Here is a 17896-nt window from a genome sequence, read left to right on the forward strand (position 1 = left end):
TGAAAAAGTGTAATGGAGCATGAATTGAATTGGTGGCGCGAAGCAGTTTTTTATGAAATTTATTTACGCAGTTTTCAAGATTCAGATGGGGATGGAATTGGCGATCTTAGAGGTTTAATCGATCGCTTGGACTATCTACAAAATTTAGGAGTTGATGCCCTTTGGGTTTGCCCGTTTTACGAATCCCCTCACGTAGACTTTGGCTACGATATCAGCAACCATACTGCTGTCGATCCCCGTTACGGGACCCTCGCTGATTTTCAAACTCTCGTGCGTGAAGCCGATCGCCGCAACCTGAAAATTGTTGTCGATATTATTCTCAATCACACTTCCGAAGAACACCCTCTCTTTATCGAATCGCGGCGATCGCGCAACTCAGCCAAGCGAGATTGGTATATTTGGCGAGACCCCAACCCCGATGGCGGTCCTCCCAATAACTGGGAAGGATTCGAGCGTTCCTGCTGGACTTATGATGAGAAAACCGAGCAGTATTACTATCACTTTCACTATCGCCAGCAACCGGATCTGAATTGGCACAACCCAGAAGTGGTCAAAGAGATGTTTGCCATCTGCGATTTTTGGTTAAATCAAGGGGCTGCCGCCTTGCGTTTGGATGCAATTAATTATTTGGTGGAAGATCCGGATTTAAAGGATAATCCCATCGTAGATACGGTGCCGGAATACTTACGCAATGTTTATCAATTCAATCAATTACCGATTCATACTATCAATCATCCTGAAAATCATCTGATTCTGCAAAAATTACGCCAGCACATCCAAAGCAATCATCCCCAGGATCCTTTATTAATTGGCGAGGTTTGGGTTCCCACGCCGCGAGATCTGCTCGAACTCTACGGACCGCAAAATAATGAAATTCAATTGCCTTTTAATTTTCTTTTAAGTGCTGTTTCTAACTTAAGTGCAGTGACGTTCCGCGAGACGATTCGCGATTTCGAGGAAACCTTGGGGAATTTGCCGACCACTGTAGTGCTTAGCAATCACGATTTTCCGCGATCGACGGTGCGTTATGGCACTCCGGAAACGAGCGATCGCATTGCCAAATTATTAGCGACCTTTCTCCTCACTTTACGCGGCATTCCCTTTATTTATTACGGCGAAGAATTGGGCATGGTAGATACGCCCCCCGATCGCTTAGAAGAAGTCCAAGACCCTCGCGGACGACTGCGGTGGCCGGAATATAAAGGTCGGGATGGTTGTCGCACCCCCATGCAGTGGAACGGGCAATCCCAAGCCGGATTTACTACAGGAACCCCTTGGTATAAAGTCGCTCCCGATTATCTCACTCGCAATGTTGAAGTTCAGAATCAAGATCCCGATTCCATTTTGAACTATTACAAGCAACTGATTCGACTGCGCCGCGATCGCGCCCCTTTAAGAAAAGGTGCGATCGCATTAATCGGCAAAGACGAGCAAGTTTTAGCCTACACGCGGCAAACCGAGGAAGAGCAACTGTTAATTCTTTTGAATATGTCCCCCCAAAGCCAACTTTTTAGCCTTGTTGAATTGCCCGATCTCCCTTGGCAACTTCTGCTCTCTACTCACCCCGATCGCGATCGCGGCACAGTCAAAGAGGACATCAAATTGATGCCCTTTGAAGGCGCAATTTTCCAAAAACAATGAGCAAATGTTAGTCGCCATTCCCTGTTAAAATTCTCGCTCGAAGATGGCAAACCCAAAAGGTTTCATTTCAATCGTGCGATCGCCATTTCCCAAGTTAGTCACCTCAAAACTCGTCACCCCCGAACCAATAATCGGGTGTCCGTAGCGACAGGAGACTAAATAAGCGTTGGTTCGTTCGGCAAAATTAAACACGCAGAGCAAGCGCTGATCGCCAACTTTGCGAATAAAAGAAAGCACGTCTCGACCGACTTCAATAGGGTCAAAATCGCCGTATTTCATCGCAGGTTGTCGATTGCGCCAGCGCATAAACTGACGAAAATAATGGAGTAGAGAATCGGGATTTGCTTCTTGAGCAGAAACTGCTAAGGATTTAAAGGTTTTATCTACTCGAATCCAAGGTTGTTCGGCATTGGTAAACCCCCAATTGGCTTTATCGGATTCCCAGGGCATAGGAGTCCGACAGCCATCTCGCCCGGCAAAGTAGGGATGAAAATTAATGCCAAAAGGATCTTGCATTTCCTCTTCAGGAATTTCTGTTTCTGTTAACCCTAATTCTTCTCCTTGATAGAAACAGATAATCCCGCGCAAACAGGCCAATAATGTTACCAGCCATTTTTCAAAAGTAGGAATCGTCGCGGGATCTTTCGGTTGCCAACGCGATCGCGCTCGGGGAAAATCATGGGTTGTCATGGTCAGACAAATCATCTCTTCCTCATCATCTTCGAGGTGCAAAGATAGCTCTTCCTGTGCATAGGCCACCAATTGCGGCGTGAGTTTTTCATTGACGAGTAACGAACTATTGTAAGCGGTATGCAGTCGTTTTTCTCCGCGAATGTATTCGACGGTTTGTCGCATGGGATCTTCGGCGGCGGCAATTTCCCCGAGGGCGATCGTACCGGGATACTTATTGAGAACTCTACGAAGTCGTCGCAGGGATTTAATATTTTTGACCTGATTGATGTTATGGAGATTAATGAATTTCGAGTAAGGATTGAGAGGAGAAACACCATCTTGAATCGGCATTCCTTGGGTGCGAGAAGGATTGTCTAACCAACTGGGATCGTGCATATAATAATTGCAGACATCAAGGCGAAATCCATCAACCCCTTTATCCAACCAAAACTCGGCAATTTTCATCATTTCTCGCACAACGTCGAGATTGTGCCAGTTTAGATCGGGTTGACATTCGAGAAAATTATGTAAATAGTATTGTTGCCGCGATTCGTTCCATTTCCACGCCGTACCGCCAAAAATAGAGAGCCAATTATTGGGTGGACTGCCATCTTCTTTGGCATCTGCCCAAACATACCAATCTGCTTTGGGACTATCCCGATGGGATTGACTTTCAATAAACCAAGGATGAACGTCAGAGGTATGACTCCAAACCTGATCGATAATGACTTTCAAATTTAAAGTATGTGCCTTCTCGATAACCGCCTCAAAATCCTCAATCGTACCGAATAAAGGATCGACGGCATAATAATCGGAAATGTCGTAGCCAAAATCCTTCATCGGGGATTTAAAGAAGGGGGTAATCCAAATCGCATCAATGGGTAGTGAGGCTAAATAGTCTAACTTTTCAACAATTCCCTGTAGATCTCCTACCCCATCACCATTGCTATCGTAAAAGCTGCGGATATAAATTTCATAAATGACGCATCCATACCACCAAGCGCGATCGGGTTTTTGATTTGACATTATTTACTTCTCGATGATTAATTCTCAACCCTTTATTATATAGGTTTTGGAGACTTGAAACCTTGTTTTTTGGGTCAAGCAATCTGCTCTGAATCTAGATATAGATCTGCCTGAAAACTCGTAAACATGGCTACAATATTGGCTAAGGCTCCCAGTTCTCCAGCCGCATCGTTAATGCTGTGATATTTCAGTTCGAGTAATTGGGGTAATTTGGCGCGATCGAGTTCTTTGATGCCATCGCGAATATAGCGATCGAGGACAAAATCTAAAAATTCTTGTTGTTTGCCGGTGTATTTTGAGAAAATCAAGTGTTTGTGTTTAGTTACTCGTTCTTGTCGGGTGAGGGGTTTGGCGGTATAGGCGATATAAGTGAGAACATCATAAAGATCGCTTTTCTCGGTGTTCGTAATTTTAGCGATCGCTTTCAGTTGTTCTTCGCCGTAGCCTTTTTCTGCGAGTCCGCTTAGCAACGATTTACGGGTATCGGGAAGGCTCCAAATCGATCGCAATTCGGCTTCATCTTGAAAAAGTTCGGGCAGATCGCCGAAAAGCTTTTGGATAAAATCGGCGGCGGAGATGGGCTGACCTTCCGCATCCCAAAAGCTGATTTTTTCAGTATGTTCGAGGTCTAACTCTTTCCCTTCTGCGAGTTTCACTTTGATTTTACCTTTGGGTTTGGGGTCATCATCATCTGGCTTCTCTTTGGGTTCTTGGGGAGGCTTCGGATCGACGATCGCGGGTTCTTGGGGTTCTCCGTCCCATTCTTCATCGTTAAAGTTTTCGTGGGCTTTAACAAAATCGTAAATGGTGAAATAGTCTTTATTTTCAAAGAGGCGAGTACCGCGACCGATAATTTGTTTAAACTCGATCATCGAGTTGATGGGGCGCATTAAGACAATATTGCGGATGTTCCGGGCATCGACTCCGGTGGAGAGTTTTCGGGAGGTGGTGAGAATGGTGGGAATTGTTTTTTCGTTGTCCTGAAAGATTTTCAGCATCGTTTCCCCTCGGTTGCCATCATTGGCGGTGACTCTCACGCAATAATTCGGATGGGTACTTATTTTGATTTGATTAATCAAATCTCGCACGACGGCGGCATGATCTTGGGTGGCGCAGAAAACTAAGGTTTTTTCGTTCTGGTTAATGGCTTCCATAAAGAGTTGGACGCGGTGTTTTTCCCGCTCTTTCATTTCGATAATGCGGTTAAAATCTTTCTCGGTATAAACTTTATCGCGATCGATTTCCCCTTCGATATCATCGTCTGGATCGTAGAGATATTCATCGAGGGGGGTGGTAAATTGTTTGACTTTGAAAGGAGTGAGATAGCCGTCGTTAATGCCGGCTTTGAGGGAATATTCGTAAACGGGTTCGCCAAAATATTTGTAGGTATCGCCGTTGATATCCCGTTTGGGTGTTGCGGTTAAACCGAGTTGGACGGCGGGGGCAAAGTATTCGAGGATCTTGCGCCATGTGCTTTCATCTTTGGCACCACCTCGGTGACATTCATCAATGACGATGAAGTCGAAAAAGTCGGGGGCGTAGTCGAAAAAGTTGGCGGTGAGTTCGTCCCCTTTTTGGGTCATAAAGGTTTGAAAAATGGTAAAAAATAGGCTGCCATTGGTGGGAACTTTGCCTTGTTTTTTGATTTCTGTGGGTTCGATGCGGACGAGGGCATCATCGGGAAAGGCGGTAAAGGCGGTAAAGGCTTGGTTGGCGAGAATGTTGCGATCGGCGAGGAAGAGAATTTTTGGGCGGTAGGTGGGTTCCCCGCTTAGGTTCCATTGACTCCGAAAGAGTTTCCAAGCGATTTGAAAGGCGATCGCGGTTTTGCCGGTGCCGGTGGCCATGGTGAGGAGGATGCGTTTTTTGCCGGTGGAGATGGCTTCTAGGACGGCGTTGATGGCGTTATGTTGGTAGTAACGGGCTTCCCATGTGCCGCTTTTGTCTTCAAAGGGGATGGCGGCAAAGCGATCGCGCCAAGGGTTGACGGTGGGGTAGGTGAGTTGCCAGAGTTCGGCGGGAGTGGGGTAGCGATCGATATATTTTTCGCTTCCGGTGTGGCGATCGACTTGATAGATTTTTTCGCCGTTGGTACAGAAGGCGAAGCGGGTTTCAAGTCTTTCGGCGTAATCTTTGGCTTGTTGGAGTCCTTCGGTGGGGAGTGCATCGCGTTTTTTAGCTTCCATTGCAGCGAGTTTTTGGTTGCGGTACACCAAGACGTAATCGGCCCATGTAGATTGTAGGCGTTGTCCTGCACCGAGTAAGCGACCGGGGGCAATGACTTCCCGCCGAATTTTGCTTTCGGGTTCGACTCCCCAGCCGGCGTTTTTTAAGGCGGGGTCAATGAGTTCGGCTCTGGTTTCGGCTTCGTTCATAATTTAGGAGTCTATTTCGCGGATTGTTTCTGCAATTATGTCGTTATTTTCGTTGGCGCGATCGGATTTTGAATAAATAGTGATAAAAACTATTCCGGTCTGAGTTTGGAGATAATAGATGACTCGATAACCACCGCTTTTCCTTTTCTGAATATCACTATTTTTCAGGCGAACTTTGAAAACTGGATGATTTAGCCCTTTTATTCGATCGCCGGGGGTTTCACCTGTTTGCAGTGATGTGATGAGGGGCTGTATATCCTTCTTGATGGAGGGATAGCGTTTGGCGAGGGTTTTCAGATCTTTTTTGAAACGAGGGGATAAATTAATAGCGATCGCATTTTCGTTAATTGACATCAATACCCTCCCACATCTGCTCCAGTGGGATAACTTCTCCCGCTAGGGCTTGGCGCATTCCTTCTCTAATACCTGCGATGATTTCTTCGTCTGGAGTGTCGTAAGACTCTTCAAAATGCTCGATTTCGGCTTGGTGACGAAATTTTCGGATGAGTTGATAAAGCTCTTCTTGTCGCGCTTCGGGAATTTCTTTAATTTCGTCGATGATTTTTTGGATTAGCATTGTTTTTACTTTTTTTGAGATTAGTTTTGGGCAAAAACGATCGCATCCCTCGGGCGTTGTGGTTTGGCGATCGAGACGGGTTCGATCGAACACTTCACCTTTTTACATTTTAGTCTTTCTGCTCGGGTTGAGAATAAATAGCGATCGCATTTTCGTTAATTGACATCAATACCCTCCCATCCAAAAAAGCGGCGTGGGGACTCCCGTTAGACCCGACAGGGTTAACGGGAGAGGAATCGCCGCCAACAGGGAGAATTGAGCGAAGCGAATCATTATTTGAATGTGTATTCATAACCGTCGGCATGATGAATAGTTTGTAGGTATTTAGGGTGAATATCGAAAGGTTTATTCCCTGTAGCAGAAAGTCGAAAAGAAGGACGAAATCGAATCGCAATACGACCGACATAATTCCCTGCATACTTTCCTTTTGGAACAGATGCACGAACGATGTCACCAGTTTGAAAGCCTTGAAAGAATTTCGCTTTTGGCGCGTGTGCTTTGGGAAAACCGTATTTATCGGGACGGCATCGCTGTCTCTTCCCGTGACCCTTTGCAGCAATTAAAAGCGGTTTCTTGATCTCAATAATTAACTGCTCTGGTGTTGACTTCCCGACACAAGCAGCATCTAACCAATGAGTCTTAGGAAGATTTTGATGAGTGCGGTTAAACTTAGTTAATCCTCCCGTTCCAGTCTCAACAGTCAAACCTGTTTTCTTCAACTCTTCGTATAGTTTCCAACGGGTGGAATTAACGGCTGCTGCATCTTTTAATGGTGCTTTTGCTTGCCCTAATATTTGTTTCAGAATATTAGGCTTACTGGATAAAAACTGTTCGATTTCTTGGCTTTCCTTATTTTGATTACAAGGTCTACAGGCTAAAGTCAAGTTACTGGCTCGATTGCTTCCACCTTTGGATTTGGGGTGAATATGCTCGACTTCTAAGGGAACATTTTCTGCACCGCAGTAAGCACATTTTCTGTTCCATTTTTCGAGCAAATATTCTCTGACTTCATATCCAAATAATTCTCCTTGCTGGTATTCAGCACCGGAGATTTCGGGATTTTGAAGCGCTTGAGTATCGAATCGCACTAACTCTTGAGAAATACCGGATATGGGACAAATTTGACAGAGCCGATTCACCCAAGTGATAATGTTGTGAACCCGCGACATCAGACTAGGAGCAAGCCATCCTTCAGGACGTTTCCGATTGAGAAAGCGAGGTTTTCTGTATCGGGTCTTGCGGTTTCTTCGGGAACGCCTTAATTGTCGTCTTGAAGTCAAAGTATCACGGATTTGTTGTCCGCGATGGGTCAGTTCCGCACCCCAAATCACTCGATTTCTTTGGACGATTGCAAGTCCCGTCGTCTTTGAACCGGGGTCAATCTTCAACTGACATTCGTTGATTTCTCCTCCTTCCACGTCTTGCAGAATAATAGTAAATGGAAACCGCTTAAACACTTTAGCTCGTCCTAATTTGAGCAATTTTCTTGCTCTAGCTGGATGAGTTGGATTTAACGGTGTCTTGTTTTTATCTAATACAAATACCCGCATGGGCAAAACTCCTGAAAACAGGGTAAAGTGTGCCTCGTCAATGTTATTTGAGCTTGCTGGGTTAACAACACTTCCTTAACTCCTTACAGATGTTTAATTGTTAACGAAAGAGCCGAAAGCTGGCACGCACTTACGGGTTTCTTGACTCAAATAACGTAGCGATTTAACGCTTAGACTGGTCAGGTTAGAACTTTAGGCTTCCCTCAAGCTCCCGCTAGAGTCCGAAGGACTTAGCGGTGAGTTCCTGACATCTGCTCTAGAATGACAATAACTCTCTCCGTTTCGATCCGCCGGGGAATTCGATTCCCCGTCTCATACAAGAAGTCCTCTCAAGAGGACTGTAATCATCGATTTGAGATAAATTTGCACATTCCCCAATCCATTTCAATGGATTTTTTGTATGAGACAGGGATTTTTAATCCCTGGCGGAGCGACAATCAGAAAAATAATTTAATTACCAATTTATTGCCTTAACTCCCACGAGAAAGGGACAGAGGAAGAGCGCACGAATATAGTATATTTGCATGATTAGGTAAATTTTAGCAATATCTAACGGGTGAGTTGTCCGGTAAAGGCTTTTTGCAGGATGGATTGTTTGAGTTCTGCCAAGGCTTCTAGTTCTTTTGTATTTGGTTCAGTAAACTATTTTCGATTTGCTCTTGTAAAGAGACTCCATTAACATCAGCTTGAATTTTGAGTTTTTCAATTATCCATATTGGTAAATCTAGTTCAATTTTTTGTTTTTTAGCTTCATTGGGTAAAGGTGAATTAAACAACAACTGCAAATCTGTTTTTGATCCAATTTCTCCTGAAAAAGCTCTCTGCAAAACTGATTGCTTGAATTCTGCTAGATTAGCTAAATTTCGTTGCGTATTCGCCTCGATGCGCCCTATCTTCTCAAACACTTCATCCAATATCTCTACGATTCTTTTTTGTTCTGCGATCGAGCCTGCTACTTGAACAATTTCATCATGAACATGATTTCGATTTAATGTCGGTACTCCTGTTCCACTAGCAAAACGTTTTAAATCAAAGTTTTTAAGTAAATAGAAGATGAATTTAGGATCATTTTCGTGAAAGTCTTTGACAAATAAGGTTGTATTTAATGGCCAAAAATCTTCTTCTATAAAAAATAGAGATCCAATACTTCCACTTCGACCAGTTACTATGCCCGGACTTTTGATTTTTGCTTCAACATGACTATCAATGAAGCCACTTGAGCTAATTAGCGGGTATTTTCCTTTTACGCGATTCCTTTTAGGTAAATCAAATCCTCTTTGTAATGTGCAAACATCACCTAATCTTTTACTAACCCAATCTTCTCTCACAACATCCCCCCAATACTTGCCAAAATCTCAGCACTCTCCTTATCAAGCCGTGCAATTTCCTTTAAAATCTCCTCCGGTTCTCGTAACGGCTCATTCTCCGGCGCATTCGGATTCTTAACCGACAGATCGAACGTTTCCGGGTCAATCTTTTCTCGTTCCACAAACCAAGACCTTTCCGACTCCTTAAACTCCTCCTGAAACGCCACAAACTCCTGTAAATCCTCATCATTAAGGGGATTCGTCTTCCCCAAACTCCGTCCCGGATCGAGTTGATAAAACCAAACCCTTTCCGTCGGCGCACCCTTCTCAAAAAAGAGTACCACCGTTTTCACCCCCGCCCCAAGGAACGTCCCCCCCGGACAATCCAAAACCGTATGTAGATTGCAAGACTCTAATAACTCCCGCCGTAACCCCTGAGACGCATTATCCATATTCGATAAAAACGTATTTTTAATCACGATCGCACCCCGTCCCCCCGCCTTCAACTTCTTGATAAAATGCTGCAAAAACAAAAACGCCGTTTCCCCCGTCGAAATCGTAAAATTTTGCTTAATCTCCTTCCTTTCCTTCCCCCCAAAGGGCGGATTAGCCAAAACCACCTCAAAGCGATCCTTCTCCTGAATCCCCGCCATATCCTCCGTTAACGTATTATCCCGCACAATATTCGGCGCTTCCACCCCATGCAAAATCATATTCATAATGCCGATAATATAAGCTAAATTCTTCTTTTCCCTCCCATAGAAAGTCCGCTTCTGTAGCATTTCCAACTCCGTCGTCGTCAAATCTGGTTTACAGTGCCGCAAATACTCATACGCCTCACACAAAAAACCCGCCGAACCGCAGGCACCATCATAAATCCGCTCCCCGATCCGAGGTTTAACCACCCGAATCATCGCCCGAATGAGAGGACGCGGCGTATAATATTCCCCACCATTGCGCCCCGCATTGCCCATATTCTTGATGCGAGTCTCATATAAATCCGAAAGCTCGTGTTTCTGCTGCTGAGTCTGAAACTGTAACTCATCAATACTCTGTAACACTTCCCGCAAATTATACCCACTGCGAAACTTATTCTGTAAGTCCCCAAATATCTCCCCAATCTTACCGCCGAAAGTATCCCGTTCCGCATAGCCCTTAAACGCCTGCAAATAAGGAAATAGCTCATCATTAACAAACTCAATCAGATCGTCCCCTACCGGAGCCTCTTTGATTAACTTCCCATCCTCATCCCTCGGATACGCCCAAGTTTTCCAGCGATACGCCTCATCCAATAACGGCTTATAGTCCTTACCCGTCAATAATGCTCGATTTTGGCGATCGCTTTCCAGATCGTCCAAATACTTGAGAAAAAGAAGCCATGAAATCTGCTCTGCATAATCCAACTCCGTCGCACAGCCCGCCTCTTTCCGTAGGGCATCATCAATATTCTTGAACGTCTGCTCGAACATGCAAAGTAAAGTAAATCTCTCCAGAATTTTACACGCGATCGCCCCTCAATTCTCAATGATTAATTCGTGAGGGTTGGTCTTTTGCCAATTTTCCTGTTATACTACAAAACATACTACACAAAGAAATTCGCGCGGGTATTGAGAAAAAATTGGAGGTGCTGTCATGTTGTTTTTAATGGGTTGGCGAAAGGTGCAGACTTGGCTAGGGGTTGCGATCGCAGATGAATCCCCCAACGCGATCGCTCCCGATCGCACCGAAAATCTGCGCCAAATCGAGCAGATGTACTTTTTAGAACGGCGATCGCTGTTGTAATCAGATAATTAATGTAGGGACGTAGCATGCTACGTCCCTACATGCGATATAATGTAATGCGATCGACAACTTAATCAGTTTTTGGTAAACCCAAAGATCCCCTTGGAGAGGTGGCAGAGTGGTTGAATGCGACGGTCTCGAAAACCGTTAAGGTGCAAGCCTTCGGGGGTTCGAATCCCCCCCTCTCCGTTTTTTCAGTTATCAGTTATCAGTTATCACTAATATTCATCTAACAAGCGAATGGTGCGGCGAATGGCTTCTTGTTGCTTGCGGGCAGTAAAATCGGGGTTGCGCGAGGCGATCGCTTCTAAACTCTGCCAAGCTACTAAACTATCTTCTTCGTAAACTTTGGCACAACTTTTCGCCGCCATCAAGCCAAAGCCGCTATCTTCCACAAGGCGATGAAAATTTAAAGCCACTTGTTTGCAAGTATAGGCGATCGCGCCATCGGCTTCGTATTTCGCTGTCGAGACGCGATCGCCTTGTTGCGAGGCAAATTTAGCATTCAAAGAAATTATCCCCAAAAAACGCGCAAACCAGCGCTGAACTTTAGTGTCGGTATTGCGAACGAGATAAAAAGGAGGGGGAATAAATCCCGCTAGAACAGCATCTCGTTTTAAGTCCATTCGCAACTTTAATTTAATAAACGCCAACTCCGAGAGCAAACCATCCTCATAAAATTGACAATACCCTGTCTCCTCCATTGCCAGTGCTTGCAACCAGAGAATTTGTTGAAATAGAACCGGATCGATGCGGGTCTGAGTCCACAACTGCGCCAAAGTATCTTCTGCATGATAGACTTCCTCGCGATATTCTTGCTTGACACACTCGATCGCCGCACGGGAGAGAGATTCAATATCGTCGAGATCGAAAAGTCCTTCGAGGGTGTGACGTTTGGCTGCGAGAGAAGCAGTTGCTGTTTGTAACTGAGCAGCCAAAGGAGGCGGTGTTAAGCCCAAACGATACCAGAATTGTGCCATCGTTCCCTCGGAAACCAAACCGAGAACTAAGGTGACTCCAAAGGTTAAGAAAATAGCCAGATCGCGATCGTCTCCCTGTGCGTCCCAACTCAATACCAGTGCTAGGGCGACAATTCCTCGCATTCCTCCCCATAACCCCACCAATTGTTCTGAAAAAGAGAAGGGGGTAGAATCTCGCAAAAAATTAGCAACGGGCATCAAAGCAAAAACCACGATCGCCCGAGCGATCGCAACGAGGACGATCGCACCCCCCAGCCACAGCCAAGCTCGGGAACTCCCGTAAACTTGTCGTGGCAACTGGGCTAAGGTTAATCCCAGCAGGAGAAAGAGCCAGCTTTGAGCAAGACTTCCCATGCCCTGCACGACTCTTTCCAGTTTCTGGAAATGCTTCTGTTTTAAGCGAGTGCTTAACGTCCACCGCAATACCATCGCCATTGCGATGACCGCGATCGCCTCTGACCCCGGATACAGGGCAGCCGCCGTAAAAAATGCCCCATACAACGCGATCGCCGCAATTGTGCCTTGTAAGAGAAGATTCTCGCGCCATCGTTGTAAGAGATAACAAGCTAGTCCCCCGGCAATACTGCCGAGGATAATACCTATCGGCCACGCTCCCAAAAACTGCCCGATTCCGCGTCCGTATTCCCCCGAAGTGAGAATTTCCCCCAGCAGTCCAAACAAAACGATCGTCATTGCATTGTTGAAGAGACTTTCTCCACCCCAGAGGATTTGCAGTCGTTGAGAACATCCTTTTTTCTGCAAGAGGGCGATCGCGGGGGTTAAATCCACCATCGACAGCAGGATACCCAGTAATATTGCTCCCGATAGTGTTAAAGGGGCAAAAATAGCAAAAACGCCCCCCGCGATCGCGGCAGATACAAATCCCCCCAAAATCCCCAACAACAATACGGGGGAAAGATATTGCATTAATAAGCGACTTTCCAGACGAAAGGCCGGACAAGCAACCAGTAGAGGCAGAAATAAAAGAGAAGTTCTTGAAGGAAGTGCCATCAAGGTTGCCCCGAAAGCAAATTGCTCGCTGTTTTGCGAAAGAATTCCCAGTCCCAAACCCATCGCGACTAATCCCATCATGTAAGGAATGGGAGGGATTTTGGGAGCGATCGCACTCAAACCGAGGATCGATAACACCAAGAAAACAACCATAGGCGATCGCGAACAGATTCGGAGAATTAGGGCAAACGAATGGAGCATTGCACAACGGGAAAGAGGGAGATTTTTCTTGTCCCGTGGCTTCAGATTTAAGATTCGGGGGGAGTATCAGAATCTGATGGAGGGTCTGACGGGGCTTCTTCGGGTTCGGTGAGAATTTTCCATGCTTCATTCACCGCGCGATCGAGGCGATCGCCCCATTTTTTCATATCATTCAGCAATGATTCCCAATTTTTGGTGGCCGTATCTTCCAAACCTCGAATGGTTTGATCGAGGGATTCCCATTGTTCATCAAAGAGAAGCCCTGTATTTTTTAATGTGGTTTGAGCTTGACGCAGGGTATTGGTGTAATTTTCACGACCGATCTCCCCCGCCGACTCGAGGCTTGTCTCTGCCTGTTTTTTAATTGCTTCGATGAGAGCCATCGTATGATATTTAATATCATCAGACTCATCGGGCATTTTCTTTTCGACAAGAGCCTTCGTTTCCTCGCTCACCTCTACGGTTGGCGTTGCGGATTTTTGGGCTTCGTTGTTTGCATTGGATTCGGACATAATCGCTCCTGAAGCTGCAATAAAACTTCCTCTGTTCATTTTAAGGGACAGGACGAGAGAAAAATCTTCCATTTTGTCGTAAACGCATAATTCTTTCGTCGTTGTTAAATCGCCGAGCGATCGCTCCGAGCCTGCGATCGCGATCGCATCAATGAAGTGAGCGCTATATTCTGCCATCGAGATAGGTATCACTCTCAAATTCTGTTGGTAACACAACAATAGAAGTAGATAATACAAATGCAATGCAATTAGAAAAATGTTGATTCCAGAAGAATCTGGCTTCCTCGGACGAACTCCCTCGTCGGAAGGACAATTACATCAAGACAGCAAACAGCCCGAACAAAAATCAGCCCGCTCTCTCGATAATTCCCCATTCCTCGCACGAGACGATCTCGATCTATTGGATCGTGCCGCAATTGGTATTTTTAGAATGACAATTGCGGGTCGTTATCTTTGGGTCAATCAAACTTTTGCAAGGATCTATGGTTGCGATTCTCCCGCAGCATTTCTAGAGACTTTTTCAGAACGAGAAGAACAGATTTATGTGACAGGACAACAGTATCGCCATTTACAAGACTTAATTAATACGCGAGGAATTGTCGAACGTTTTGAAGCGAAAATTTATCGATGCGATCGCGAAATAATCTGGATTTCTGAAACAGGGAACATTGTTCGCGATGAGCAAGAAAATTCCCTATATTATGAAGGATTTTTAACGGATATTACCCAGCAAAAACAAATAGAAATTGCCGGACAAGAACTAGAGATAAAATATAGAGAACAGTCAGAAAAACTGCAACAAATTAACTTGAAATTGGCAACAGCAGAAAACCAATTAAGGCAAAGAGAAAGATTATCCAGTTTAGGAGAGTTAGTCGTCGGAATTGCCCATGAAATCAAGAATCCTGTGGGTTTCACCTGTGGAAACATCGTTCCTGCACGTCAATATGCTGACGACTTACTGCATTTACTGCACCTTTATCAAGACTATTATCCCGAACCCGTTGACGCGATCGCAGACTTTATCGAAGAAATCGATTTGGATTTTCTCAAGGAAGATTTCCCCAAAGTTTTATCATCAATGAAATTAGGAACGGAACGCATCCATAAAATTGTTAAATCTTTGAGTAATTTTTCTCATCTTGATGATGATTGCATGAATTGGGTTAATCTTCATGAAGGCTTGGATTCTACCTTGACAATTTTAAAGAGTCGCTTGCAAGCAAAAGCCAATAAGCCAACCATCGAAATTGAGAAAAACTATGGTAATTTACCCGATCGCATTTTCTGTTACGGCGGTCTTCTCAACCAAGTTTTTATGAATTTACTCAGTAATGCCATTGATGCGCTAGAAGAAAAATATACAGGCTCTTCCCTGCAATCCGATCGTGAAAATATCTCGCCCAAAATTTGGTTACAAACGAGAAGAGATGGAAATTGGCTTAACATTTCTATTCGCGATAATGCGAGTGGAATTCCTGCCGAGATTCAAGAAAAAATCTTTACATCATTTTTTACAACAAAACCTCTCGGTAAAGGAACGGGATTGGGATTATCTATTAGTTATGAAATTATTGTCCAGAAACATCAGGGACGTTTAGAATGTGTCTCGACCCTTGGTCAAGGAACGGAATTTACGATCGCAATTCCCTTGCAAGTTTCCCATCAAGAAAATGTCAATTAAATACTGAGTTTATGGTCTTGAAATTGTGGATTTCTTGTTTCTGAGATAGAAAAGAGCGAGGTTGACAAGCATTATTATTTATTTTGAACAAAGAAAAAATACAATTCTTTATTTTTCCTTCGTATCGAGGATGAAAGCCGAGAAAACAAGGGGTTTTGCGGCAATATCCCAATGCTTTTCCAAGAATTAACCGATCGCGATCGCTGAAAATGCGTAGAATGATAAGGCAGAAGAGTTGAAAACCTTCTGCTATTTACTGGTGTTTTGAGGAGTCAGTATCTCGTGAAATCCCAAGGTAATTTAGAAAAAACGCTATCTTCGGCATTATTGCTAACTACTTTAAGTATTTTAGCTGATTCTACCGTAGCTTTAGCGATCGTCTCTTCCGAAAACTCCACTTTGGAAGCTCCCCAGCAAATTTTATTGACTGATGAAACAATTGATAAAACCGTTGCAACTTTCGATCCGAGTCAAGATTCTTCCTTGTTTCTAGCTCTTAATTCTCAAAGTCCCTTTGCTCTCCCTCACTTGGAAGAGAAAAAGCCGGAGGTGAGCGCCGAAGAAACCTTACTTAGGTCTAACGTCCCCGTCTCCAGTCTTACCTCAATGGCAATGCTGCCCGAGGAAACCCAAGAGACCGACGTAATCGTTTTGGCCAATGCTCCCTCATCTGCTGAAAACTTGCCCGATCGCTCGGTCTTAGCCGCAACGTCTCAAGGCATTCCCTTACACCCTCTGACTCGATCTGCCCTATTAGAATCGGGTTTCGATGACTCCCTCCCGATCGATTCTCAACTGCAAGTACAGGAATTAACCGTTGCAGCCAGTACCGAATCGGATGCTAGCGCGATCGCATCAGATAGCCCAGAAGACAGCGCGATCGCGGCAACCCCTCCCGAAAAAGTACCCTCCCTCGCCGTCCTTCCCGAGGAAACCCTCGATCTCGTCGATCCGATGGCACAAATTAACGATGTCTTCGAGTTGCGAGATATTTCCCCGGGAGACTGGGCATTTCAAGCCTTGAGCGACCTCATCCAACGCTACGGTTGTTTGGCAGGATATCCCAACGGCACCTTTAGAGGCGATCGCGCCCTGACCCGCTATGAATTTGCTGCCGGCTTAAACGCTTGTTTGCAACAAATCGAGCGACTTCTAGCCGAAGCCACCAGCGATCTCGCCACCAAGGACGATCTGGCCGTGCTAGAGCGCCTCATGCGAGAATTTGAAGAAGAACTCGCAAAAATCGGCAGCGAAGTCGATACGATGGAAGCGCGGGTACAATTTCTCGAAGATCATGCCTTTTCCACCACAACCAAACTCTTCGGACAGGCTGTAATCGGGCTAACGGCACGCAGCGCCAACAATAACTATACTTTGGCGGGTAATACCTTTATCGATCAAGATACAGAAACTACCCTCATTAATAACGTTCAACTCAGCCTTTTTACCCAATTCAGCCCTCGCAGCCTCTTGCTCCTCAGTTTTCAGAGTGGAGACGGCAGTACTGTTACTGCAAGCACCCAATCTCTATTTAATTATGTCGGCTTGGCCTTTGAAGGGGACAACGATAACGATTTTCGCTTAAGCGACCTGAACTATCGCCATCTTGTCACGGATAATCTCGCCCTAATGGTGGGGCCAAAAGGAATGTCCCCCGTTAACGTTTTCCGGGGAACCAACCGCGTTGAAAGTGCGGGAAGCGGTCCGATTTCTCGTTTTGCTCAACGCAACCCCATTCTCGCTATTGGTAACGGCGATAGCGGTATCGGGTTTGACTGGCAAATTAATAATAGTTTGAGCTTACAAGGGGTCTATGCGGCGGATTTTCTTGCAGATGGGGCCAATGGGAGTTTATTTGGCGGCGATCTGGCTTCGACGAGTTTTGGGTTTCAATTGGTGGTTTCTCCCTCCGATGATATGGATGTCACCCTACAGTACATCAACGCTTATTCTCCCTTCGGCTTTTTGAACACTTCCCTCGGGGACGATCGCCAAGTTATCGGCAATAACTCCAGTACCAGTGTCAACCTGCGAGCGCCCATCACGACCAATGCCCTTGGTATCGGTATGGAATGGCGCATCATTCCCGAAATCACTTTTGGCAGTTGGTTTGGTTACACGGCATCGGATTATGTGCCAGCCGACGGTATTGTGGAAACCATTAATTGGATGGCATTCCTCAACTTTAACGATCTGGGGGGTGAAGGAAATTTATTGGGACTCTATTTCGGACAACCACCGCGTATTATTAGCAGTACGATGGCGGCAGCCGATAACGCCAATAATATCCAAGCGCGTAACGTTCCCAGTTTCTTCTCTAATGGGGAGATCCTCACGGCTCCCGGAGGCGGTCAACCGGGACGCACCTATCATCTCGAAGCGTTTTATCGTATCAAAGTGACGGATTATTTGAGTATCACTCCCGGTGTTATTTTGATTATGAATCCGTTGCAGAATACAGCCAACGATACGATTACCATTGGCGCGATCCGGACGACGTTTACGTTCTAATTGCAAAAGCCACTTCCCTCGCTTGATACTTTGTCCTCAAGCGAGGGATTCTCACCACTATTGCCAT

Annotated in this window: 14 protein-coding genes and 1 tRNA gene; 5 read left to right on the forward strand and 10 right to left on the reverse strand. The window is 45.3% G+C overall.

Features of this window, described 5'->3' with window-relative positions:
- Positions 1-12 precede the first annotated feature (12 nt).
- Positions 13-1641, forward strand: coding sequence for a glycoside hydrolase family 13 protein (locus tag AC6RV6_RS09730; RefSeq protein ID WP_500240644.1), 1629 nt, complete (start codon positions 13-15; stop codon positions 1639-1641).
- Positions 1642-1665: 24 nt separating this feature from the next.
- On the opposite strand, the gene AC6RV6_RS09735 is transcribed toward AC6RV6_RS09730, so the two are convergent.
- The 8 genes from AC6RV6_RS09735 to AC6RV6_RS09770 all read right to left on the reverse strand — a co-directional run bounded on the left by AC6RV6_RS09735 (position 1666) and on the right by AC6RV6_RS09770 (position 10617).
- The gene (locus tag AC6RV6_RS09735; RefSeq protein ID WP_500240645.1) at positions 1666-3339 is read right to left on the reverse strand and encodes an alpha-glucosidase; all 1674 of its coding nucleotides are present in this window, start codon (positions 3337-3339) and stop codon (positions 1666-1668) included.
- A gap of 74 nt (positions 3340-3413) precedes the next feature.
- Entirely contained in the window at positions 3414-5714 is a 2301-nt protein-coding gene (hsdR, locus tag AC6RV6_RS09740; RefSeq protein ID WP_500240646.1) for an EcoAI/FtnUII family type I restriction enzme subunit R, read from the reverse strand.
- Positions 5715-5717: 3 nt separating this feature from the next.
- Positions 5718-6068 (reverse strand): type II toxin-antitoxin system RelE family toxin, encoded by a 351-nt coding sequence (locus tag AC6RV6_RS09745; protein ID WP_500240647.1) that lies wholly within the window; start codon positions 6066-6068, stop codon positions 5718-5720.
- Positions 6058-6384, reverse strand: a complete 327-nt coding sequence (locus AC6RV6_RS09750; RefSeq protein ID WP_500240648.1) for a hypothetical protein — start codon at positions 6382-6384, stop codon at positions 6058-6060. The genes AC6RV6_RS09745 and AC6RV6_RS09750 overlap by 11 nt, the downstream gene beginning before the upstream one ends.
- Before the next feature lie 16 nt (positions 6385-6400).
- Complete coding sequence (locus tag AC6RV6_RS09755) at positions 6401-6583, reverse strand: hypothetical protein (RefSeq protein ID WP_500240649.1); 183 nt, start codon at positions 6581-6583, stop codon at positions 6401-6403.
- Positions 6564-7841, reverse strand: a complete 1278-nt coding sequence (gene iscB, locus AC6RV6_RS09760; protein ID WP_500240650.1) for an RNA-guided endonuclease IscB — start codon at positions 7839-7841, stop codon at positions 6564-6566. The genes AC6RV6_RS09755 and iscB overlap by 20 nt, the downstream gene beginning before the upstream one ends.
- A gap of 614 nt (positions 7842-8455) precedes the next feature.
- Entirely contained in the window at positions 8456-9169 is a 714-nt protein-coding gene (locus AC6RV6_RS09765; protein WP_500240651.1) for a restriction endonuclease subunit S, read from the reverse strand.
- Positions 9166-10617, reverse strand: coding sequence for a class I SAM-dependent DNA methyltransferase (locus AC6RV6_RS09770; protein ID WP_500240652.1), 1452 nt, complete (start codon positions 10615-10617; stop codon positions 9166-9168). The genes AC6RV6_RS09765 and AC6RV6_RS09770 overlap by 4 nt, the downstream gene beginning before the upstream one ends.
- Before the next feature lie 163 nt (positions 10618-10780).
- On the opposite strand from AC6RV6_RS09770, the gene AC6RV6_RS09775 reads away from it, so the two are divergent.
- On the forward strand, positions 10781-10930 hold the full coding sequence (locus AC6RV6_RS09775) for a hypothetical protein (protein WP_500240653.1): 150 nt from the start codon (positions 10781-10783) through the stop codon (positions 10928-10930).
- A gap of 104 nt (positions 10931-11034) precedes the next feature.
- Positions 11035-11119: transfer RNA gene (locus AC6RV6_RS09780), tRNA-Ser, on the forward strand.
- Positions 11120-11148: 29 nt separating this feature from the next.
- Here the strand turns inward: AC6RV6_RS09780 and AC6RV6_RS09785 are convergent.
- Together AC6RV6_RS09785 and AC6RV6_RS09790 are read right to left on the reverse strand one after the other, a co-directional pair.
- Positions 11149-13074 carry a cation:proton antiporter gene (locus tag AC6RV6_RS09785; RefSeq protein WP_500240654.1) on the reverse strand — a complete coding sequence of 642 codons (1926 nt, stop codon included), beginning with the start codon at positions 13072-13074 and terminating at the stop codon, positions 11149-11151.
- A gap of 95 nt (positions 13075-13169) precedes the next feature.
- A complete protein-coding gene (locus AC6RV6_RS09790) occupies positions 13170-13811 on the reverse strand; it encodes a hypothetical protein (protein WP_500240655.1) in 642 nt (213 codons plus the stop codon).
- A gap of 79 nt (positions 13812-13890) precedes the next feature.
- On the opposite strand from AC6RV6_RS09790, the gene AC6RV6_RS09795 reads away from it, so the two are divergent.
- Both AC6RV6_RS09795 and AC6RV6_RS09800 read left to right on the forward strand, forming a co-directional pair.
- On the forward strand, positions 13891-15318 hold the full coding sequence (locus tag AC6RV6_RS09795; RefSeq protein WP_500240656.1) for a sensor histidine kinase: 1428 nt from the start codon (positions 13891-13893) through the stop codon (positions 15316-15318).
- Between the two features lie 282 nt (positions 15319-15600).
- On the forward strand, positions 15601-17829 hold the full coding sequence (locus AC6RV6_RS09800; protein ID WP_500240657.1) for an iron uptake porin: 2229 nt from the start codon (positions 15601-15603) through the stop codon (positions 17827-17829).
- Positions 17830-17896 lie beyond the last annotated feature (67 nt).

The organism is Spirulina sp. LEGE 11439, assembly GCF_059821285.1.

What these genes read in the sequence shown, in the direction of transcription:
- AC6RV6_RS09730 (WP_500240644.1), top strand. Translation starts at nt 13, where the DNA reads ATGGAGCATGAATTGAATTGGTGGCGCGAAGCAGTTTTTTATGAAATT.
- AC6RV6_RS09735 (WP_500240645.1), bottom strand. Translation starts at nt 3,339, where the DNA reads ATGTCAAATCAAAAACCCGATCGCGCTTGGTGGTATGGATGCGTCATT.
- hsdR (WP_500240646.1), bottom strand. Translation starts at nt 5,714, where the DNA reads ATGAACGAAGCCGAAACCAGAGCCGAACTCATTGACCCCGCCTTAAAA.
- AC6RV6_RS09745 (WP_500240647.1), bottom strand. Translation starts at nt 6,068, where the DNA reads ATGTCAATTAACGAAAATGCGATCGCTATTAATTTATCCCCTCGTTTC.
- AC6RV6_RS09755 (WP_500240649.1), bottom strand. Translation starts at nt 6,583, where the DNA reads ATGAATACACATTCAAATAATGATTCGCTTCGCTCAATTCTCCCTGTT.
- iscB (WP_500240650.1), bottom strand. Translation starts at nt 7,841, where the DNA reads ATGCGGGTATTTGTATTAGATAAAAACAAGACACCGTTAAATCCAACT.
- AC6RV6_RS09770 (WP_500240652.1), bottom strand. Translation starts at nt 10,617, where the DNA reads ATGTTCGAGCAGACGTTCAAGAATATTGATGATGCCCTACGGAAAGAG.
- AC6RV6_RS09775 (WP_500240653.1), top strand. Translation starts at nt 10,781, where the DNA reads ATGTTGTTTTTAATGGGTTGGCGAAAGGTGCAGACTTGGCTAGGGGTT.
- AC6RV6_RS09785 (WP_500240654.1), bottom strand. Translation starts at nt 13,074, where the DNA reads ATGGTTGTTTTCTTGGTGTTATCGATCCTCGGTTTGAGTGCGATCGCT.
- AC6RV6_RS09790 (WP_500240655.1), bottom strand. Translation starts at nt 13,811, where the DNA reads ATGGCAGAATATAGCGCTCACTTCATTGATGCGATCGCGATCGCAGGC.
- AC6RV6_RS09795 (WP_500240656.1), top strand. Translation starts at nt 13,891, where the DNA reads ATGTTGATTCCAGAAGAATCTGGCTTCCTCGGACGAACTCCCTCGTCG.